Consider the following 19,974-nt stretch of genomic DNA (forward strand, 5'->3'; position numbering starts at 1 on the left):
AGGCGGTCCGGAGAGGTCGAAAGCCGCGCCGCAGCAAATGGCGTGCCCGCTCGCTCACGGCGGCGTGCCCTCCCCAGACGGTCATGGACGGTCATGCCGCGCAGGAGCGGCGTCGTCCTGCACCGTCAAGCCCCGGGCGGCTTCCGTGAGCAATGGGGTCATGACGGCCCATCCCACGGCCAGCACGGCGAGCGCCTGGATCGTGTCGGGGAAGACGCCCGCCCCCAGTCTCACGGCGCCCAGGTAGGACGCCGGGCCGGAGATGGCGCCGAGCAGCGCCGCCAGCCACGGCCGGCCGTGCAGCCAGGCCAGCGGCCCGCGGACGATGCTGGCGAACAAGGCCCACAAGGCCAGGATCCAGACGGGCGCCCAGCCCTCGACCGGACCGGGGGATGCGTAGACGAGCCAGCCACTGCGCAGCAGGAAGGTGTCCCAGACCAGACCCAGGACGAGCGCACCGGCGATCAGGGCCAGGTCCACGCGTCGCCCGGCGCTGACGCTCAACTGAAGGACGAGGACGACGCCGACGGCGAGCAGTCCCCATCCGACCTGCCCGTTCGCCGCACCGAGCACGCACGCGAACCAGGCGATCTGGAAAACGAGGAACTGACCGACGAGGACCAAGGCTTCCTTCTTCCGCACGCGACACCTCCGTGGGGTCGGAGTGCCCCGGGCGCCCTGACTCTAAGCGACGAGCAGCGGCCGCGTGGACGGCGCCGTCGCGAGCGCCGCGACCGACGCGGCGGTCGACGACACCGACGATCCGATCTGGATGCGTCCCTTGCCGGCGCGCTTGGCCGCGTACATGGCCTCGTCGGCGCCGCGCATGACTGCGGCCATCTCGCAGGATCCCCGGGCCAGCACGATGCCGATGCTCGCGCTCACGGTGACGAGGTGACCGCCGGCGATCCCGATCGGCCGCTCGATCTCCGCCAGGCAGCGCTGGAGCACCGCGCGCGCGCTGCCCACGTCGCCGGTGGTGGCCAGCACGATCCCGAACTCGTCGCCGCCCAGGCGGGCCACGATGTCGTTGGCGCGCAGGGTCTGCTGCAGCCGGGCGCCGACTTCCTTGAGCACCTCGTCGCCGGCCTCGTGCCCATGGCGGTCGTTGACGGGCTTGAAACCGTCCAGGTCCAGGTAGCAGACCGCCAGGCCCGTGTCCGCCCGCGACGCGCCCGCCTGGGCGTCGGCGAGCTTCTCCTCGAACAGGCGCCGGTTCGGCAGGCCGGTCAGGGCGTCCCGGAAGGCCATGCCGTAGGCCTTCTCCTCGCTCTGCTTGAGCGCGTCGATGTCCACCAGCATCCACAGGCTCTCGTCCTCGGAGACCAGCATGCCGCTGAGATCGATCCACAGCGCCGCGCCGTCCTTCTTGCGCATCTGCACCTGGGTGCGGAAGCGTTCGCCGGCGCGCAGGGCGCCGTAGCCGGCCCGGCCGATGTAGTCGAAGGTGGCCTGGTCCAGGTAGAGCTCGCGCATCGGCATGCCGCGCAGTTCGCCGGGGCCGTAGCCGAGGATGCGTTCGAGGGCGCGGTTGTCCCAGAGGATCACGCGCGAGCGCAGGCGCACCATGCCCACCAGGTCGTTCTCCAGCATCAGCGACTGCTCGCGCGCGGTGCGGTCCGCAGCCAGCCGGCCTTCATGCTCGCGCTTCTGTCCGCGATAGAGCAGCACGGAGATGCCGGCGACCAGGGCGATCATCAGCGCCACGAGGCCCGCGAGTTCCGCGACCTGGTGGTACCAGGCGCCGAGGTACTCCCCGGTGCTCAGGCCGGCGTAGACGGTGAACGGGTAGCCCTGCACGCGGCGGTAGGCGGTGATGCGTTCGACCTTGTCCAGCGCCGTCGAGGTCACGTACCACCCCTGCGCCGGGTCGCGACTGAGGTGCTCGCGCAGGGCCTGGGAGACCGTGGCCTCGCCCAACCCCTTGAGCGACCGCGGCTCGGACGCGGAATGGCGGGCCACCAGCAGGAAGTTGTCGTTCATGCGCATCGCCATCGCGCCCGACTGGCCGAGCGCCATCTCGGCGAAGTGTTCCGCGAAGTGTTCCGAGGTCATCTCCGTCAGCACGATGCCGTCGAAGCCGCCGTCGGCGTTGATCAGCCGGCGCGCGATCACGATGCACCAGCCTCCCGCCACGCGGTCCTGCAGCGGCTCGGACACCACCGTGGCATCGCGTGCCCTCGCCTGCTCGAAATAGGCCCGGTCGCCGAGGCGCACGGGCGTCGCCAGCGGGTTCCCGTCGGTGGTCACCAGCCCGGTGGCATCGACCACGCGCACCGCGCTCACATGCCTGAGCAGCTCGCGCTGCTCGGCGACCATCTGCGCCAGGACCTCGGCACGGTCCGCCGCACGCGACGTCTTCGCGTAGCGCTCCGCCACGGTGGCCAGGGCGTTGTCGATGAGGCGCAGCTCGGCGGCCACTTCGCCGCTCATGCTCGCGCTCAGGTTCTCGGCGGTCAGCCGCGCCGCGTCTTCGTCGCCTTCGCGGGCGTTGTGCAGGCTCAGTCCGGCGGCCAGACACAGCAGCAGGCCCAGCATCAGGTTGCCGGCGACCAGCCCGCGGCGCAGGCGGGTGAGTGAGGTCGTGACGATCGTTCGTTGGTGTTGCATGGCGAGGCGGCTTTCCGGCGGGGCCGTCGGCGGGGAACGCCCACCCCTGGCCCAATGTCGGATGTTGTACGTCTGCGCCTTGCGCCGCGCTATCCGGCACTGGATGAAGCTGGTGTAGGGGGACGACTGACGGGGTTTGCCCGATCCGCCGGATCACCGGCAAAGCCTGCCCCCGAGCGGGAACGGCCGGATCGCGTTAGGGTGGCGGGATATCTGGAGCACACCCGCACGCCATGACCGCCCACCACACGCCCTCCTCCGCCATCGTCTCCGTCCAGCCCCTGGGCATGCCCTGGGAGACGATCGACCCGTTCCTGTTCTGCGTCCACCACGACGACGCCTATCCGCCCGGCAACGGCCGCCACGGGCCGGACGCGGCGCTGCTGGCGGGCCGGAAGATGGGCTCGGACTTCTCGCGCCAGGACGGCTGGAGCATGTATCACGGCCAGCAGGTGCCCGGCTTTCCGGCCCACCCGCATCGCGGCTTCGAGACCGTGACCATCGTCCGCAAGGGGCGCATCGACCACGCCGATTCGCTGGGCGCCGGCGCGCGCTTCGGCGGCGGCGACGTGCAGTGGCTGACGGCCGGCAAGGGCATCGTCCATGCGGAGATGTTCCCGCTGCTGCACACCGACCGGCCCAATCCGCTGGAGCTGTTCCAGATCTGGCTCAACCTGCCGGCGGACAGCAAGATGGTGGAACCGCACTTCACGATGTTCTGGTCGCAGGACATCCCGCGGCACACCTTCGTCGATGAGGCCGGACGCGCCACCGAGGTCGTGGTGATCGCCGGCGAGCTGGCCGCGACGGGGACCGGCAACGGCAACGGGAATGGCCATGGGTCGGCGGGCGCGGCCAGGCCGCTGGCACCGCCGCCGGACTCCTGGGGCTCGCGGCTGCATTCGGACCTGGCGATGTGGACGCTGCGCCTGGAACCCGGCGCGACGTGGACGCTGCCGGCGGCGCTGGGCGACGGGACGCGGCGCAAGCTGTACTTCTTCGCCGGCAGCGAGCTCACCATCGAGGGTCAGGTCGTGCCGGTCGGCGCCGCCATTGAAGTGCGGGCCGGCGCAGCGGTCGTGCTGAGCAACGGCGATCAGCCCGGCGAGCTGCTGATGCTGCAAGGCCGTCCCATCGGCGAGCCGGTGGCGCAGTACGGCCCCTTCGTCATGAACACCGAGCAGGAGCTGCGCCAGGCCTTCGAGGACTACCGCCGGACCGAGTTCGGCGGCTGGCCGTGGCCGGACCAGGCACCGGTGCACGGCCACGAGGAGGACCGTTTCGCGCGGCATGCGAACGGGTGGACGGAGCGGCCCCCGTCACAGGACTGAATCATCCCGGGCCAGGCGGCAAGACGGCCAGACAAATCCTGACCCCCTAATGGGGGAGACGCGCCTGGGACCCCGTTGCGCGGTGTCCCTGGCGAATGGCCCGTTCATTTGATTTCCGGCAATTCAGCGCATACCACCTTGTTCATCGGTCTTTTCCGGGGAGCCGATTCAAAGGTTCATGCAAGACTGATTGCCGTCACGGCCCCAAGAGATCTCCAAGGCAATGCATACGCAGTACGTCATCCGCCTGCGCGGATGAGGCGATGCGCCTCAGGCGATCCGGGTCGGCCGACTCAAACCATTGAACATAGGGGATGACTCATGGGTGACAGTCTTTGCCTGAGCCGCGCGCGGCCGTCTTTCACTGCCGTTGCGCAGCGCACCGTGCGCCGGCAGCGACAGCTTCCACGCTTGAACCTGCTGTACCTCGCCGCCCTCGGTGCCATCGGCGCCCTCGCCACGGTACCCTGCGCGGTCCATGCGCAGACGACCACCCTGGACTTCTCCACCGGCTGGACCGGCATCGGCAACAACGTCACCTACCAGACGACGCCGTTCACGACGATCAGCAAGGGCACGCCGTTCACCTTGACGCCGCCGACCGGTCAAGGCATGTGGCGGCTGACGCCGGTCTCCAGCACCATCAACGGGGCCTCCGCCGCGGACTCCGCGCTGGGGCTGACCAACGGGACCGTCGATGCGCTGCTTAACCACAACCCGAATTTCGGCGGCAGCGTCACCAACTTCTCCGTGCTGACGAAGACGATGACGCTCAACGCCGGGACGTATTCGTTCTCCTGGGCGCTCAACGTCACCGATCACGGCTTCAATGACGGCGCGCTCTTCTCGCTGTCGGGCAACGGACTGGAGTACCTCGAGTCCCTGGCCCGGGCGGGCGGTCCGGGGGACACGGCCGGTCCCTCGCCCAACACCTATGTGGCCTACCTCTTCGACACGGCGGACGGCGTCACGCCCTGGCTCACCACGACCTTCAACATCGCGACGACGGGGACCTACAAGGTCAGCTTCGCGGACTACAACTGGAACGACCTCGCCGTCCCGCCGAACTTCTTCCTGGCCAACACCATCGGGACCTACACGGGCAATCCGCTGGCGGGCACCAACGCACCGCCCGCCACACCGGACATCACCTCGGGCACGGTGACCGGCTCCGACCTGGTGAACGGCACCGTCAATCCGGTGTTCGACGGCGGCACGCTGCACACCGACGTCGCCAACGCCGTCTACAGCGCCAACCTGGCGATCAAGGGCACCGGCGGGACGATCGACCAGAACGGCCTGAACTCGACCTTCAGCGGCGTGCTGTCCGACCAGACGACCGGCACGCCGGGCGCGATGAGCTTCGTCAACGCCGGCGCGAGCGGCGGTTCGATCACGCTGACCGGCGTCAATACCTACACCGGCCAGACGACGGTCGGCAGCGGCGCCACGCTGGCGCTGGCCGGCGCGGGCAGCATCGCCACCTCGAGCCGGCTGGTGGACAACGGCGTGTTCGACATCGCCGGGACCAGCGCCGGCGCCACGCTGACGAGCCTGGCGGGCACGGGGTCCGTGGCGCTGGGCGGGCAAGTCCTGACCCTCACCAGTGCCGCGGACACCTTCGGCGGGGTCATCGCCGGCAGCGGCGGCGTGACCCTCGCCGGCGGCACGCAGACGCTGTCCGGTATCAACACCTTCACCGGCGCCACCTCGGTCGCCAGCGGCGCGACCCTGGCGCTCTCGGGCACGGGCAGCATCGCCGCGTCCAGCGGGCTCGCGAACGAGGGCAGCTTCGACATCTCCGCGACGACGGCCGGCGCGACGCTGAAGAGCCTGACCGGCGGCGGCACGGTCGCGCTGGGCGCCCAGACCCTGACGCTGACCGACGCCAGCGGCGGCTATGCGGGCACGATCGCCGGCAGCGGCGGTCTGACCGTGGCCGGCGGCGCGCAGTCGCTGTCCGCCGTCCACGCCTTCACCGGCGCCACCTCGGTCGCCAGCGGCGCGACCCTGGCGCTGACGGGCGCGGGCAGCATCGCCACGTCCAGCGGGCTCGCGAACGACGGCAGCTTCGACATCTCCGCGACGACGGCCGGCGCGACGCTGAAGGGCCTGACCGGCGGCGGCACGGTCGCCCTGGGCGCCCAGACCCTGACGCTGGCCAACGCCAGCGGCGGCTATGCGGGCACGATCGCCGGCAGCGGCGGTCTGGCCGTCGCCGGCGGCACGCAGTCGCTGTCCGGCGTCAACACCTTCACCGGCGGCACCTTGATCGCGAGCGGCGCGACCCTGGCGCTGACGGGCACGGGCAGCATCGCCGTCTCCGGCGGCGTCACGAACAGCGGCACGCTCGACATCTCCGGCACCACCGCCGGCGCCAGCGTGCAGTCCCTCGCGGGCGGCGGCAACGTGGCGCTCGGCAGCAAGACCCTCACGATAGACACGACGGCCGCGTCCTTTAACGGCGCGATCAGCGGCAGCGGCGGCGTGCGGCTCAACGGCGGGCAATGGACCGTCGGCAACGCGCAGGCCTACACCGGACTGACCATCCTGGCCGCATCGACCCTGCACGTGAACGGCAGTCTGGCCGGCGGCGTGGACGTGCGCAGCGGCGCGGTGCTGCAAGGCAGCGGCACGATCGCCGGACCGGTGACGGTCGCGTCGGGCGGCAAGCTGTCGCCGGGCAATTCCCCCGGCGTGATGACGGTGGGCGCCAGCGTCAGCCTGGCCCCCGGATCGACCTTCGAAGTCGACATCAACGGCGCGACGCCGGGCACCGGCGCGGGACACCACGACCAGCTCGTGCTGACCGGCGCCGGCAGCAAGTTCAGCGCGAACGGCGCGCAGCTCACGGTCAATCTCGTCGGCATTTCCGGCCTCGGCACCTACACGCCGTATGTGCCGACGCGGGGGCAGCGCTTCCACATCGTCACCGCGCAGGGCGGGCTGGACGCGACGACCTTCGGCGCCTTCTCGCAGCCCACCGGACTGGCGGCGGGCACACGGCTGCGGGCGCTCTATACCGCCAACGGCGTCGACCTGCTGGTCGTGCCGACGGCCTATCTGGCCCTCGCCCAGGCCCAGGGCGCCAACCTGAACACGCAGTCGGTCGCCGCGGCGCTGGACAAGATCACCGCGGCACAGGACGCCGCCACCGCGACCCCGGCGCAGACGACCCTGTCCGACACGGTCGCCGGGCTCGACGACGCGACGCTGATGGGCACGATGCGCTCGCTCAGCGGCGAGATCCACGGGGCCGTCGCGGCCGCCTTGCCCTCGGCCGGCCAGCGCCTGCAGGACGCGGTGTCCCGGCACCTGTCCGCCCTGGAGACGCGGCAGCGCGGCCTGTGGGTGGACTACAGCGGCGGCAGGAGCCGCTGGACCGCGGACGGCGCCTCGTCGGGGGCGCGCTCGCGCGATCGCCACCAGATCACGATCGGCTTCGACGTGCTGAACGACGGCACCAACGGCGTCGGCGTGGCGCTGTCGCAATCCAACCAGAAGCTCAGCTCCGACAGCGGCGGCACCGGCGAGGTGAAGGACACGCTCGGCATGGCGTACGGCCAGCTCGGCCTGGGCGCCGGGCTGATCCTCGACGGACAGATCGGCGGCGGTGGCGGCAAGGCGCTCAGCAGCCGTGACGATCCCCTGGCGGCGCTCGGCCTGAGCCAGGGCCAGCTGAAGACCGACGCCTCCACGCGCCAGATGTTCGCCGGCATCGGCGTGCGCACGGCGATGAACTACGCGAACGTGCGGCTCGTGCCGTACGCCCGCGTCGAGACGCAGCGGGTCAAGCGCGATGCCGCGGTCGAGGACTCGGGATCGCTGGCCGCGTTGAATCTGGGCAAGCTGTCGGCCGGCGGCGGCCGCATGGAGCTGGGCGTGGGCGTGGGCTCGCCGGACAAGGATCCGGGCACCTCGCGCTTCACCTTCGGCGGGCGACTGGCCGTGGGCCGCGAGTCGGGCGCGCTGCGGCGCATGCTCGTCGATGCGAGCCTGGTCGGCACGGCCATCCAGATCCAGGCGCCGCGCGTCAGCCGCCAATACCTGCGCGCGGAACTGACGGGGACCTGGCTGGTCATGCCCGGCGGCTACGTCTACGCCGGCGTCAGCGGGCAGAGCCGGGAGAACCGCACGGACAGCTCGTTCACGCTGGGCGCCATCGCCACGTTCTGAGGGATCGGAGGGCGTCCAGGCGATGGACTCGCCGGGCCGCCCCTGGTCGCCGAGTCGCCCCGGCGCTGTCACACCCATGAGGTTAAGCTGAGCTCCAAGGAGCCAGCGATGAACGTTTCCAGGGCCTCTGCCTCTTCTCCCTACGGCGGGCGCGTCGGTGCCGTCAGCTACCGCTTCGACAGCCTGCGCGAGCTGATGGCCAAGGCCACGCCGGAGCGCTCGGGCGACCGGCTCGCCGGCGTGGGCGCGGCGTCGGAGCAGGAACGCGTCGCCGCGCAGATGGCGCTGGCCGACCTGCCGCTGAAGACCTTCCTCACCGAGGCCCTGATCCCGTACGAGGACGACGAGGTCACGCGGCTCATCGTCGACACGCACGACGCCGCGGTGTTCCAGGTCATCGGGCACCTGACGGTCGGCGGGCTGCGCGAGTGGCTGCTGTCCGACGCGGCGGACACTGCCGCGCTGACGCGCCTGGCGCCCGGCATCACGCCGGAGATGGCCGCCGCGGTGAGCAAGATCATGCGGAACCAGGACCTGATCCTGGTGGCGCGCAAGTGCGAGGTCGTCACGCGCTTCCGCAACACGCTGGGCCTCTCAGGGCGACTGTCCACGCGCCTGCAGCCCAACCATCCCACCGACGACGCCAGCGGCATCGCGGCCAGCGTGCTGGACGGCCTGATGTACGGCAGCGGCGACGCGGTCATCGGCATCAATCCCGCCACCGACAACGTGGCTCAGGTTTCGCACCTGCTGCGCCTGCTCGCGGAGGTCATCGAGCGCTTCGAAATCCCCACGCAGAGCTGCGTGCTCACCCACGTGACCAACACGATGCAGTGCATCGAACGCGGCGCGCCGGTCGACCTGGTGTTCCAGTCCATCGGCGGCACGGAGGCGACGAACCGCAGCTTCGGCGTCGACCTGGCGCTGCTGGCCGAGGCACGCGCGGCGGCGCTGTCGCTGGCGCGGGGCGCCCTCTTCGACGACGGCCGGCGCGGCCGGCACGTCATGTACTTCGAGACCGGCCAGGGCAGCGCGCTGTCGGCCGGCGCGCACCACGGCTGCGACCAGCAGACCGTCGAGGCCAGGACCTACGCGGTCGCGCGGCACTTCGAGCCGCTGCTGGTGAACACGGTGGTCGGCTTCATCGGACCCGAGTACCTGTACGACGGCAAGCAGATCATCCGGGCGGGACTGGAGGACCACTTCTGCGCGAAGCTGCTGGGACTGCCGATGGGCTGCGACATCTGCTACACGAATCACGCCGCGGCGGACCAGAACGACATGGACGTGCTGCTCACGCTGCTGGGCGTGGCGGGCTGCAACTTCATCATGGGGATCCCGGGCTCGGACGACGTGATGCTCAACTACCAGACCACGTCCTTCCACGACGCGCTGTACGCGCGGCGGGTGCTGGGGCTGCGCGCCGCGCCGGAGTTCGAGCGCTGGCTCGAGCGCATGCGCATCGCACGACCCGGCGCGCCGGGGCATCTGATGGACGGCATGTCTCCGGCCTTCGCAGCCTTGCTGCCTTCGTCGTGAGCGCGGCCATGAGCGACGACACGCCCTGCGACGCGATCATCCCCAACCCGTGGAGCACGCTGCGCCGTCACACGCCGGCGCGCATCGGTCTGGGCCGCGCCGGCGTCAGTCAGCCGACGGCGGCGCATCTGGCGTTCCAGCTCGCCCATGCGCAGGCGCGGGACGCCGTGCATCGCGAGCTGGACCACGAGGCGCTCGCGGCCTCCTTGAACGAGGCGGGGCTGGAAACACTCGATCTGCACAGCGCGGCCAGCGATCGGGCCACCTATCTCCAACGACCCGACCTCGGGCGCAAGCTCGACGATCCGTCGACCGCGCTGCTGGCCGTGTGTGATGCGGGAAATCCGCCGGACCTCGCGCTGATCGTCGCGGACGGCCTGTCCGCTTTGGCGATCGAGCGGCATGCCCTCGCCTTCATCGCGGCGCTCAGGCCGATGCTCGCGCAAGACTGGCGCTGGGCGCCGGTGGCCGTGGTCCGCCAGGCCCGCGTCGCGATCGGGGATCCGATCGGTCACGCACTGGGCGCGAAGCTCGCCGTCGTGCTGATCGGCGAACGCCCGGGGCTGAGCTCGCCCGACAGCATGGGTGTGTACGTCACCTGGGCGCCTCGGCCGGGACGCACGGACGCGGAGCGCAATTGCATCTCCAACGTGCGGCCGGAAGGCCTGGCGCCGGAAGTCGCGGCGGCCCGTCTCGCATGGCTGCTCAACGAGGCGCGGGCCCGTCAGGTGACAGGTGTTGCGTTGAAGGATGAGAGCGCGCCTGCGGCGCAGATGGTCGAGTCGACAGGAACGTTCAAGCTCAACGCCGACTGAGGCGCACAGCAAAGCCCGCACCGTGCGCACAAGCAAAATGTCAGAAACTGAGATAAAATTCTGACATCAAAGGTTCACTCTTCAATCATGAGCACGCTTCCGCGCTCCATCCTGTTGCATGCCCAATCCTTGCCTGAGGGCGGTGTGGTGTCGCCCAAGGAGTTTCTGCATCTCGGAAATCGAGCGGCGGTTGATCAGGCGTTCTCGAGGCTCGCCAAGGAAGGCAAGTTGCTCCGGGTCGCTCGAGGCACCTATGTCATGCCGGTGTCGAGCCGGTTCGGAACGCGCTCGCCCAATTCTGAGAAGGTCATGCAGTCGCTGGCCGCGCAGAGTGGCGAGGTGGTCGCGCCGCACGGAGCCAGCGCAGCCAATACCTTGGGTCTGACACAGCAGGTGCCAATTCGCGAGGTTTATCTGACCTCGGGGCGCAGCCGCAAGCTCAGACTGGGTCGTTATGAAGTGACGGTCAAGCACGCGCCTCGCTGGATGCTGGCGCTGGGGTCCGGCAAAGCCGGTGCGGCGGTCAGGGCCCTTGCCTGGATGGGACCGTCACACGTGCGCGAATCGTTGATCACCTTGCGGCGAACACTGCCGTCTACCGAATGGCGGGCATTGACCTCCGGTCGTGCCGCGCTCCCCTCATGGATGGCCCGCGCGATCGGCGAAGCAGCGATTCATGGCTGAGTCCTACTTCGCCCTGAGTACCACGGATCAAGCCGAAATCCTTGAGATCGGCCAGCAGCGGACCGCGCGCCCTGCCCATCTGTTGGAGAAAGACATATGGGTCGTCTGGACGCTCGACGCATTGTTCGGCTCGCCGGTTGGCATCGATCTGACGTTCAAGGGCGGAACGTCGCTCTCAAAAGCGTACAGGATCATCGACAGGTTTTCGGAGGATCTCGACCTGACATATGACATCCGCAAGTTGATCGCCGACCTGACGGGTGGCGAGGAGTTCCTGCCGGTCAGCCGCAGCCAAGCCAGCAAGTGGACGAAAGCCGTCCGCGACCGGCTCCCGCAATGGATCGCGGAAACGGTACAGCCCGTGATTCAGAAAGCACTTGATCGGGCGAAGCTCGATGCCAGGCTGGAAATCGCAGGAGCAGACAAGGACAAGCTGCTGCTCCACTACCCAGTGGTCAAGCAAGGCACTGAATATGTTGCCCCGGTTGTCACGCTGGAGTTCGGAGGTCGAGCGACGGGTGAACCACACATGGCCATGCCTGTGACGTGCGACATCAGCACCCAAGTCGAGGGGGTCACATTTCCGACTGCATTGCCCGTGGTGATGAGCGTCGCTCGGACCTTCTGGGAGAAGGCCACCGCCACCCACGTCTATTGCGCGCAGGGTCGCATCCGCGGCGAACGGTATGCGCGGCATTGGCACGACTTGGCAGCCATCATGCGGAGCTCACACTTCGAAGCCGCCATCGCAGACCGCGGCGTCGCGCTCGCCGTTGCCGAGCACAAGTCGCACTTCTTCAGCGAGAAGAATGCCACCGGCCACACGATCGACTACTTCGCCGCCGTTGGAGGCGCTTTGCACCTGGTGCCAGAGAACGCCGCACGCGATGCCCTCGCCGCGGACTACGCAAGCATGCTTGAAGAGCAAATCATGGTGGGCAACGCCCTACCCTTCGAAGATCTCATGCGGACCTGCGCGGACGTTGCTGCTCGAGCCAACGCAGCCGCAACAGCCTGAGCCGACTACGTCAGCCCGGGCGCCGGAAGGTCAGGCGCTGACTCCACTCAAGGCGAAACGAAGCTCTCCTTGCCCGCCTTCTTGTCTTCCTCGGCGAGCTTCACATCGGTGTCGTCGACGACGCCGTCCTTGTTGCGGTCGTGCAGGTTGAACATGTTCAAACCGGCGGTCATGAACTCTTCGAGACTGATGCTGCCGTTCTTGTCCTTGTCGAGCACGCCGAAGCGAACCTTGGCCTGACGCATCTGGCGCTGCAGCTCCTCGCGGCGCTTCTCCGAGTCGGCCATCTTGCTGATGCGCTGCATCAAGCGGCCTTCGAATTCACCGAGGTATTCGGTTTCGCTCAACTGGCCATCGGCGTTGAGGTCGATGCGCACGAACTCCACCTCGCGACCGAGCTTGAACTCGGCGAGCAGCACCTTGCCGTCGCCGTTGAGGTCCTGCTCCGTGATGAAGGTCGTGGAGGAATGCGAGGCGGCGAGCGCGGGCAACGAGGCCAGCGAGGCCAGACCCAGCAGGGCCGCGGACAGCGAACGTGGGAAAGTGGTCTTCATGGCTGGGGCTGCACTTCGACGGTCAGGGTGGCCGTGGTGCTGATCCACAGCGCGGGGTTGTCGGCGGAGGCGCGGCGCACGCGCACCTGCAGCAGATAGAGGCCGGCGGTCCTGGGCTTGAAGCTCACTTCGCCGGCGGCGTTGGTGCTGAAGTCCAGCTCGGCCTGCTTCTGGCTCACGTAGTTCTGGCCGTCGGCGATGACGGTCAGCGTCTCGCCGGCCAGCGGCTTGCGGTTCTCGCGCACGCGCACGGTGACGGGCTCGCCGGCATAGAGCTCATAGGGCCTGGTCACCGGGAAGATCTCGACGCCCTCGGTGTCGAAGTCCACCGCGCCGGGCCGGCCGCGGGTGACGTAGACGTCGGCGCGGGTGATGCTCTGCACGTCGATCGGCTGGTCGCCGGGCTTCGCGTCTTCGGCGCGTTCGGAGAACACCACCTTGCCCTCGCGCAGCACGCCCTTGGCCAGGCGCCCCTTGCGCACGCCCGAGGACACCAGGTAGGTGCCGTTGCCGGCGCCCAGCGGCACCTCGAGGTAGCTGGCGTCCTTCAGCACGGCGGCCGGCGTCAGCGGCAGCTTCTTGCCGTCGGGACCGACCACCTGGAAGGTGTCGGACTTCATCGCCACGTCGGGCCGCAGGTCGCCTTCGGCGAAGGAGGCTTCGACGGTCACATGCTTGCGCTGTTCCTCCGCGCTGAAAGTGTTGGGCTTGAGGTACGGCGAGTGGGCCTGAGCGGCTGCGCAAAGCAGCAGCGGGGTCAGGCAGAGACCGATCTTTTTGAGCGTGAAGAGGGACATCGCAATTCGTGCCGGGTTGAGTCGGTCGGCACTATAGATGAGAATTGATCTCAATTGCGAACTATTGTCAACAAGGACAGAGGAAGCTCCCGAGAGAGGACGGGTGCCAGGTGTTGCGCCGAAGCGCGAGACACTCGCGTTTCGACAGGGACGACTTCAATCCGGAGGCCTGCCGTGCGCTGCCCTACCCGCCGCCGGCCTACACCGGGGACGAGGCGCAGGCATTGAAGCGCGTGCTCGAAGCAGTCGATCGCGTCGTGGCGGCGACGCCGCGGAGCATCGTCGACACGGCCGCGACGCTCGCGTTGCCCGAGTGGGCAGCGCTGGGCGCCGCCGCGCGGCACGCGCTGACGGTGATGTCGGTGCGAGGCAGGCTGCCGGAATGAGTCGGGAAGTCGCGCGAAGCGAATTCGCAATGAGGCCGGGCAGCCGGCTTTGCGGCGAAACCGACCTCATGACTAGAAGACATGATTCAGCGAGCGTCTGCCATCACCGCGGAGGTCCTCGATTGATGCGACGATCCCGGCAGTTGTAAATCGGGAAATGCGACATGAGCGAGGACAAGGTCCCTCAGACCTTCTGCATCGCGAGCAGGTAATTCACCCCTGTCCAGCCGAAGAGCCGGAAGGTCCGGGTGATCGGGTTGTAGCGCAGCCCCTTCTCGTCGCGAAGGACCAGTCCGGCCGCGGCCGCCATCGCTTTCAGCTCTGCCGGCTTGATGAACTTGGCGTAGTCGTGCGTGCCGCGCGGCAGCACCTTGAGCACGCGCTCCGCGCCGAAGATGGCGACGAGCCAGCTCAGGGGCGATCGGTTGATCGTGGAGAAGAACACCCACCCGCCTGGCCTGGTCAGCGCCGAGCACGCGGCGACGACCTGCGCGGGATCCGGGACGTGCTCGAGCATCTCCATGCAGGTGACGACGTCGAAGGTGCCCGGAGACTCGCGCGCGAGGTCCTCGGCGGCGACGTGGCGGTAGGCCACGGACGCCCTGCTCTGCGCCGCATGGATCGTGGCGACCTTCAAGCCCTTGTCCGCGAGGTCGATGCCGAGCACATCGGCGCCACGGTGTGCCATCGCCTCGGCCAGGATGCCGCCGCCGCAGCCGACGTCGAGGACGCACCTGCCCCGCAGCGAGGCCAGCCGATCGATCCACTCGAGCCGATGCGGATTGATCGCATGCAAGGGCCAGAACTCCGACCCGGCATCCCACCAGCGGGAAGCCAAGGCCTGGAACTTGTCGAGCTCGGCCGCATCGAAGTTGGTGTGCGTCGTCATGATGTTTTCCTTGTCTGAAGTGAATTACCAGTGCCCCTGACTGCGGTTCCAGCGGTACAGCACACGGGCGAAGACGATGTAGGCCCACGAGCTCAGGGTCCGCAGCCCTGGCAGGCGCAGCGGCTTGAGGAGCCAGCCCCAGCGGGGCTGCAGCGACCATGTCGTCACGAGTGCGGTCGCGCCCACCTGCAGACGGCCGTCGGCGTCGACCAGGTGCAGACGCTCCCGGACGCTTTCCAGATCGAGGCCCAGCGCCGCGAGACGCTCGGGGTGGCGGTGCACGTCCACCCATTCGACATCGCGCTCGCTGATGCGCGCGCGCATGGCACACACGCCGGCGTCGCAGACCGGGCAGGCGCTGTTGTAGTAGACGGTGTGATGCCGGACGGCAGGATCGACGACGGGCGGTGCGGAGGCGATCGGATCGGCGGACATGCGGACTCCTCAAGTGCGGTCCAGCATAGCCTATATTTAGCCAAATAGCTAAATGCCTAATTAGCGAACGCGATGACGGCGGGCGATAAGATGCGGCGATGGACAAAGTCTTCGAAGCGCTGGCCTCGACGCCGAGGCGCAAGATCCTGGCCTATCTCTCCGAGACGGAACTCTCGGCGGGCGACATCGCGACGCGCTTCGATATGACGAAACCGTCCTTGTCCAAGCACCTCAAGATCCTCGAGACGGCCGGCCTGGTGAAGGCCGAGAAGCGCGGCCAGTTCGTCTTCTACAGCCTGCAGAGGGACAGCCTGGCCAACACGCTCACCAGCTTCGTCCAGCAGGTCTGCCCGGTGTCCACGAAGCTGCGCAAGGAAAGCAAGGCCATCGCATCGAAGCGCAGCTGACCGCGCTCGACTCAGGAAAAGTAGGCGCAGTGCCGGGCGACAACCTGCTGGTCTCTCACGATGCACCAGCCAGACTCGTGGCAGTCGCGAAGCCCCACCGTTGCTGACCACGCGTACTCCCAGAGCTGATCGCCGGCCAGCATCTGGCTCGTGAACTTCTTGAGCTCTGCCCGGGCCTTCTTCCCTCGCACCGTCTTCAGATAGCCCGCGATATCGGTGACCTGCTGCGTGAGCAGACGGGTCATGTCTCGCAGGGATTCTTCTTCGCTTGGCATGGTGATCTGTCGACGAGGACGCAAGGGGTCGATCGGTGTGCGTCACGACCGCAGGATCGCGCCGCCGGGTTTTCGAGATTGTGATGCTCGTCCGGGAGATGGCAAGATCCGACCCCCATGTCGAACAGCAACCCCTTCGCGCCGCCCGGCGCCATCGTCGCCGATACGGTGGACCAGGCTCAGTCGACCTCTTCTCGACGTCAGAGCTTGAAGACAGCGAGACGCCTGCTCGTCGCCTCCATTGTCGGATTCGTTGCCTGCGCGGTGATGCGTCGAACCGGACCGGGCGGTGTTCAACTCCTGCTCGGCTTCGTCACCCTGATCGCAGCCATCACAGGGATCGTGAAGGTCTGTCTGGCAACGGAGCTCGGATGGGGCGTGACTGCCCTGGCCTTGGTCGGGTTCTTCATCCCCGGCCTGAACATCGCCGTCTACGCGATCCTCATCGTTCGCGCGACGCGGGAGCTCCGCTCGCCACGGACGGCCTGGTATCAGGCGGACGGATCCGGAAGCTGAAAATGCACCGCCGAGCCGTCCTCATCAGTCTTGTTGCCACGTTGGCGCATGGCACCGCAAGGGCCGGAACCTGGGGGCACGGCAGCTTCGGAAATGATGGCGCGCTTGACTGGCTTGGAGATTTCCTCGACAGACCGTCCGCTGCCTCCATTGAGGCCACGCTCAATGCGGCGCTGACATCCGGTCCGCTGGGGTCGTTTGAAGGCGAGTCCGCGATGGCGGCCGCAGAGGTCGTCGCGGCGGCACTCGGACGACCGGCTCCGGATCTTCGGAATGACTTGCTCGCCTGGCTTCGGCGCACGGATCTTGCGGACTACAAGAAGCTGAAGGCACTCGCAGGACGCGCGGTGAACGCCGTCATCTCCGGCCAGAGGTCCGAGCTGCGTGAGTTGTGGAGCCCCGATCGCGTGGACTTCGCCCAGTGGCAAGCCAGTGCCCAGGAGCTGCTCAAGCGCCTGGGTGAGCCGCGCCGTTGACGACAATCCAGGCAGCGCCAATGCAAGAGATTCCCCCGCATCGAACGGACGTCCATATCCTCGCCGACATCAACTGGGAATCGAAGGTTGATCATGCGATGGCTGAACTCTTCGAAGCCCTCTGGGCGACGACACGCTGCGTCAACGACCGCTAGCAACCGAGGCCGTTTCACAGCCAGGCCGACAGCGACTCATGCCCGGCATGGTCGGCCTGTGCCTCGGTCTTGCGGATGATCATGGTGCCGCGACTCGACCCGTCCCTCGGACGTATTCCAAAGTCGTATGGCAACCGTCGAAGATTGGATGTTTCCCCCCTGGCTGATGCTCCTAAGCTGGGCGGCGTTCCCCAACGAGCCGGCCCCATGCGAATCACGAAGCTGACGACCTATCGCGTTCCACCGCGGTGGATGTTCCTGAAGATCGACACCGACGAAGGCGTGGTCGGCTGGGGCGAACCCGTGATCGAAGGTCGCGCGCGCACCGTCGAGGCCGCGGTGCACGAGCTGTCGGAATACGTCGTCGGCCAGGACCCTTCCCGCATCAACGACCTCTGGCAGGTCATGTACCGCGCGGGCTTCTATCGCGGCGGCGCGATCCTGATGAGCGCCCTCGCCGGCATCGACCAGGCGCTGTGGGACATCAAGGGCAAGGTCCTCGGCCAGCCGGTCCACGAGCTGCTGGGAGGCCTGGTCCGCGATCGGATGAAAGTCTATTCCTGGGTCGGCGGCGACCGCCCCGCCGACGTCATCAACGACATCCGGCGCATGCGCGAGGGCGGCTTCGATACCTTCAAGATGAATGGCACCGAAGAGATGGCCATCGTCGACAGCGCCCGCAAGGTGGACGAGGCGGTGGCCCGCATCGCCGAGATCCGGGAGGCCTTCGGCCACGAGATCGAGTTCGGCATCGACTTCCACGGCCGCGTGGCCGCGCCCATGGCCAAGCCGCTGCTCAAGGCGCTGGAACCGTACCGGCCGCTCTTCGTCGAGGAACCCGTGCTCGCGGAGCAGGCCGAGTACTACCCGCGCCTGGCCGAGCAGACGACCATTCCGCTGGCGGCGGGCGAGCGCATGTATTCCCGCTTCGAGTTCAAGCGCGTCTTCGCCGCCGGCGGCATCGCCATCATCCAGCCGGACCTGTCGCATGCCGGCGGCATCACCGAGTGCGTCAAGATCGCCGCGATGGCCGAGGCGCACGACGTGGCCCTCGCCCCCCATTGCCCGCTGGGGCCGGTGGCGCTGGCGGCCTGCCTGGCCGTGGACTTCGTGTCGCACAACGCCGTGCTGCAGGAACAGAGCATGGGCATCCACTACAACCAGGGCGCGGAACTGCTGGACTTCGTCAGCAACCGCGAGGACTTCCACATCGAGGACGGCTTCATCCGGCCGCTGCGCAGGCCCGGCCTGGGCGTGGTGATCGACGAACAGCGCGTCATCGAGGCCAGCCGCAATGCCCCCGACTGGCGCAATCCCGTCTGGCGTCATGCCGACGGCAGCGTCGCGGAATGGTGATGCCTGAGCGCGCGCGCCTGATCGCGCTGGACTGGGGAAGCACGCGGCTCCGCGCCTTCCTGATGGGCGCCGACGGCGAGGTGCTGGGCACGCGCGAGTCCGACGCCGGAGCCTCCACCCTGGGCGGCACCGACGCGTTCGCCCGGGCCCTGGAAGACCTGGTGGGAAGCTGGCGCGCGCAGCACGCGGGCATCAGGCTGCTGGCGTGCGGCATGGTCGGCAGCCAGCACGGCTGGCGCGAAGTCCCGTATGTGCGCTGCGCCGCCGATGCCGCCGCGCTGGCCGCCCGGGCGCTGCCGCTGGACGATGCGCTCTGGATCATTCCCGGCCTCGTCGACGATGCGGGACAGCCGGACGTCATGCGCGGCGAGGAGACGCAGATCATCGGCGCGTTGGCGCGACATCCCGAGCTGTCGGCGGACGCCTGCCTCGTGCTGCCCGGCACGCATTCGAAATGGGCGCGGGTCCGCGATGGCCGCGTCACCGGTTTCGCCACGCACATGACCGGCGAGCTCTACGCCTTGCTGCGCCGGCAGTCGGTGCTCTCGCGGCTGATGCCGGCCGACGACGGCCCGCCCGCGTCGGACGACGCATTCCTTCGCGGTCTGGACGCGGCGCGGGAGCCCGCGGGGCTCGGCCGTCAGCTCTTCGGCGTGCGCACGCTGGGCCTGTTCAAGCAGTTGCGGTCCGAGGAACTGCCCGACTACCTGTCCGGGCTGCTGATCGGCCACGAGGTCGCGAGCGAGCTGGGCGACTTGCGCCGACCGGAGGCGACGGGCGACGCGGCGTCGCAGCGTCTCGCGCTCGTCGGCGATCCGGCCCTGTGCAGGCGCTACGCGCTGGCCATCGGCCGCTTCGGTGGGCCCTCGCCGCTCCTGCTCGACAACACCGCGCCCGCCGGCCTGTGGCGGCTGGCGCAAATCATGAAGCTCGCCTGATGTTGACGACCGCGCTGCAACACCTGCCCCTGATCGCCATCCTGCGAGGCGTGGGTCCGGACGAGGTGGAGGCCATCGGCGATGCGCTCCACGCCGAAGGATTCCGCCTCATCGAGGTGCCGTTGAACTCGCCGCGCGCACTCGAGTCCATAGCCCGCCTCGCGCGGCGACTGCCGGCCGACACGGTCGTCGGCGCCGGCACGGTGCTCACGGCCACCGCCGTCGCCCAGGTGCGCGACGCGGGCGGACGACTCATCGTCATGCCGCACGCGGACGCCGCCGTGATCCGGGCCGCCAAGGCGCTCGGCCTGTCCTGCGTGCCGGGCGCGGCCACGCCGACGGAGGCCTTCGCCGCGATCGATGCCGGCGCCGACGCGCTGAAGCTCTTCCCGGCGGAGCTGGTCACGCCCGCCGTCATCAAGGCGATGCGCGCCGTGCTGCCGCGCGACCTGCCGCTGCTGCCGGTCGGCGGTATCACGCCGGACACCATGGCCGCGTTCAAGGCGGCGGGCGCCGCCGGATTCGGCCTGGGATCGGCGCTCTATGGTCCGGGGCTAGCCGCGGTCGAGGTCGGGCGGCGCGCGCGGTCCTTCGTCAACGCCTGGCGCGCCCTCTGA

The 19,974-nt window shown here is 68.7% G+C and carries 20 protein-coding genes; 13 read left to right on the plus strand and 7 right to left on the minus strand.

What is annotated here, in order from left to right; translation table 11 throughout:
• Nucleotides 1-81: 81 nt before the first annotated feature.
• Together ABE85_RS09345 and ABE85_RS09350 are read right to left on the minus strand one after the other, a co-directional pair.
• The gene (locus ABE85_RS09345; protein ID WP_082938477.1) at nucleotides 82-642 is read right to left on the minus strand and encodes a DUF2878 domain-containing protein; all 561 of its coding nucleotides are present in this window, start codon (nucleotides 640-642) and stop codon (nucleotides 82-84) included.
• A gap of 42 nt (nucleotides 643-684) precedes the next feature.
• A complete protein-coding gene (locus ABE85_RS09350; protein WP_067273082.1) occupies nucleotides 685-2,610 on the minus strand; it encodes a diguanylate cyclase domain-containing protein in 1,926 nt (641 codons plus the stop codon).
• A gap of 233 nt (nucleotides 2,611-2,843) precedes the next feature.
• Between ABE85_RS09350 and ABE85_RS09355 the strand changes: the two genes are divergently transcribed.
• The 6 genes from ABE85_RS09355 to ABE85_RS09380 all read left to right on the plus strand — a co-directional run bounded on the left by ABE85_RS09355 (nucleotide 2,844) and on the right by ABE85_RS09380 (nucleotide 12,173).
• Nucleotides 2,844-3,941 (plus strand): pirin family protein, encoded by a 1,098-nt coding sequence (locus ABE85_RS09355; RefSeq protein ID WP_067273084.1) that lies wholly within the window; start codon nucleotides 2,844-2,846, stop codon nucleotides 3,939-3,941.
• Between the two features lie 321 nt (nucleotides 3,942-4,262).
• Nucleotides 4,263-8,117, plus strand: a complete 3,855-nt coding sequence (locus ABE85_RS09360; protein WP_157522149.1) for an autotransporter outer membrane beta-barrel domain-containing protein — start codon at nucleotides 4,263-4,265, stop codon at nucleotides 8,115-8,117.
• Between the two features lie 195 nt (nucleotides 8,118-8,312).
• The gene (locus ABE85_RS09365; RefSeq protein ID WP_409072596.1) at nucleotides 8,313-9,656 is read left to right on the plus strand and encodes an ethanolamine ammonia-lyase subunit EutB; all 1,344 of its coding nucleotides are present in this window, start codon (nucleotides 8,313-8,315) and stop codon (nucleotides 9,654-9,656) included.
• An 8-nt stretch (nucleotides 9,657-9,664) separates the two neighbouring features.
• Complete coding sequence (gene eutC, locus ABE85_RS09370; protein WP_067273091.1) at nucleotides 9,665-10,471, plus strand: ethanolamine ammonia-lyase subunit EutC; 807 nt, start codon at nucleotides 9,665-9,667, stop codon at nucleotides 10,469-10,471.
• Between the two features lie 87 nt (nucleotides 10,472-10,558).
• On the plus strand, nucleotides 10,559-11,155 hold the full coding sequence (locus ABE85_RS09375) for a DUF6088 family protein (protein WP_067273092.1): 597 nt from the start codon (nucleotides 10,559-10,561) through the stop codon (nucleotides 11,153-11,155).
• Nucleotides 11,148-12,173 carry a nucleotidyl transferase AbiEii/AbiGii toxin family protein gene (locus tag ABE85_RS09380; RefSeq protein WP_067273096.1) on the plus strand — a complete coding sequence of 342 codons (1,026 nt, stop codon included), beginning with the start codon at nucleotides 11,148-11,150 and terminating at the stop codon, nucleotides 12,171-12,173. The genes ABE85_RS09375 and ABE85_RS09380 overlap by 8 nt, the downstream gene beginning before the upstream one ends.
• Nucleotides 12,174-12,220: 47 nt before the next feature.
• On the opposite strand, the gene ABE85_RS09385 is transcribed toward ABE85_RS09380, so the two are convergent.
• Nucleotides 12,221-12,727: a hypothetical protein gene (locus tag ABE85_RS09385; protein ID WP_067273100.1), complete on the minus strand. Its 507-nt coding sequence runs from the start codon at nucleotides 12,725-12,727 to the stop codon at nucleotides 12,221-12,223.
• A complete protein-coding gene (locus ABE85_RS09390) occupies nucleotides 12,724-13,524 on the minus strand; it encodes a DUF4198 domain-containing protein (RefSeq protein ID WP_067273103.1) in 801 nt (266 codons plus the stop codon). Before ABE85_RS09390 ends, ABE85_RS09385 begins: the two co-directional genes overlap by 4 nt.
• A 110-nt stretch (nucleotides 13,525-13,634) precedes the next feature.
• Here ABE85_RS09390 and ABE85_RS09395 point away from each other — a divergent pair, with 110 nt between their 5' ends.
• A complete protein-coding gene (locus ABE85_RS09395) occupies nucleotides 13,635-13,910 on the plus strand; it encodes a hypothetical protein (RefSeq protein ID WP_157522152.1) in 276 nt (91 codons plus the stop codon).
• Between the two features lie 184 nt (nucleotides 13,911-14,094).
• Here ABE85_RS09395 and ubiG read toward each other — a convergent pair whose 3' ends face one another.
• Both ubiG and ABE85_RS09405 read right to left on the minus strand, forming a co-directional pair.
• Nucleotides 14,095-14,799 carry a bifunctional 2-polyprenyl-6-hydroxyphenol methylase/3-demethylubiquinol 3-O-methyltransferase UbiG gene (gene ubiG, locus ABE85_RS09400; RefSeq protein ID WP_067273110.1) on the minus strand — a complete coding sequence of 235 codons (705 nt, stop codon included), beginning with the start codon at nucleotides 14,797-14,799 and terminating at the stop codon, nucleotides 14,095-14,097.
• 24 nt (nucleotides 14,800-14,823) lie between these two features.
• Nucleotides 14,824-15,234 (minus strand): thiol-disulfide oxidoreductase DCC family protein, encoded by a 411-nt coding sequence (locus ABE85_RS09405; RefSeq protein WP_067273113.1) that lies wholly within the window; start codon nucleotides 15,232-15,234, stop codon nucleotides 14,824-14,826.
• A gap of 98 nt (nucleotides 15,235-15,332) precedes the next feature.
• Between ABE85_RS09405 and ABE85_RS09410 the strand changes: the two genes are divergently transcribed.
• Nucleotides 15,333-15,641 (plus strand): metalloregulator ArsR/SmtB family transcription factor, encoded by a 309-nt coding sequence (locus ABE85_RS09410; protein WP_067273116.1) that lies wholly within the window; start codon nucleotides 15,333-15,335, stop codon nucleotides 15,639-15,641.
• An 11-nt stretch (nucleotides 15,642-15,652) separates the two neighbouring features.
• On the opposite strand, the gene ABE85_RS09415 is transcribed toward ABE85_RS09410, so the two are convergent.
• Entirely contained in the window at nucleotides 15,653-15,886 is a 234-nt protein-coding gene (locus ABE85_RS09415) for a hypothetical protein (protein ID WP_067273119.1), read from the minus strand.
• Nucleotides 15,887-16,033: 147 nt separating this feature from the next.
• Between ABE85_RS09415 and ABE85_RS27935 the strand changes: the two genes are divergently transcribed.
• The 5 genes from ABE85_RS27935 to ABE85_RS09440 all read left to right on the plus strand — a co-directional run bounded on the left by ABE85_RS27935 (nucleotide 16,034) and on the right by ABE85_RS09440 (nucleotide 19,974).
• Nucleotides 16,034-16,432, plus strand: a complete 399-nt coding sequence (locus tag ABE85_RS27935) for a hypothetical protein (protein WP_067273122.1) — start codon at nucleotides 16,034-16,036, stop codon at nucleotides 16,430-16,432.
• A 2-nt stretch (nucleotides 16,433-16,434) separates the two neighbouring features.
• Nucleotides 16,435-16,908 (plus strand): DUF4259 domain-containing protein, encoded by a 474-nt coding sequence (locus ABE85_RS27940; protein WP_067273124.1) that lies wholly within the window; start codon nucleotides 16,435-16,437, stop codon nucleotides 16,906-16,908.
• A gap of 362 nt (nucleotides 16,909-17,270) precedes the next feature.
• The gene (gene dgoD, locus ABE85_RS09430) at nucleotides 17,271-18,419 is read left to right on the plus strand and encodes a galactonate dehydratase (protein WP_067273126.1); all 1,149 of its coding nucleotides are present in this window, start codon (nucleotides 17,271-17,273) and stop codon (nucleotides 18,417-18,419) included.
• Complete coding sequence (locus ABE85_RS09435; RefSeq protein WP_067273128.1) at nucleotides 18,419-19,357, plus strand: 2-dehydro-3-deoxygalactonokinase; 939 nt, start codon at nucleotides 18,419-18,421, stop codon at nucleotides 19,355-19,357. Before dgoD ends, ABE85_RS09435 begins: the two co-directional genes overlap by 1 nt.
• Nucleotides 19,357-19,974 carry a 2-dehydro-3-deoxy-6-phosphogalactonate aldolase gene (locus ABE85_RS09440; RefSeq protein WP_067273131.1) on the plus strand — a complete coding sequence of 206 codons (618 nt, stop codon included), beginning with the start codon at nucleotides 19,357-19,359 and terminating at the stop codon, nucleotides 19,972-19,974. The genes ABE85_RS09435 and ABE85_RS09440 overlap by 1 nt, the downstream gene beginning before the upstream one ends.

This window comes from Mitsuaria sp. 7, from assembly GCF_001653795.1.
GTDB lineage: Bacteria > Pseudomonadota > Gammaproteobacteria > Burkholderiales > Burkholderiaceae_C > Roseateles.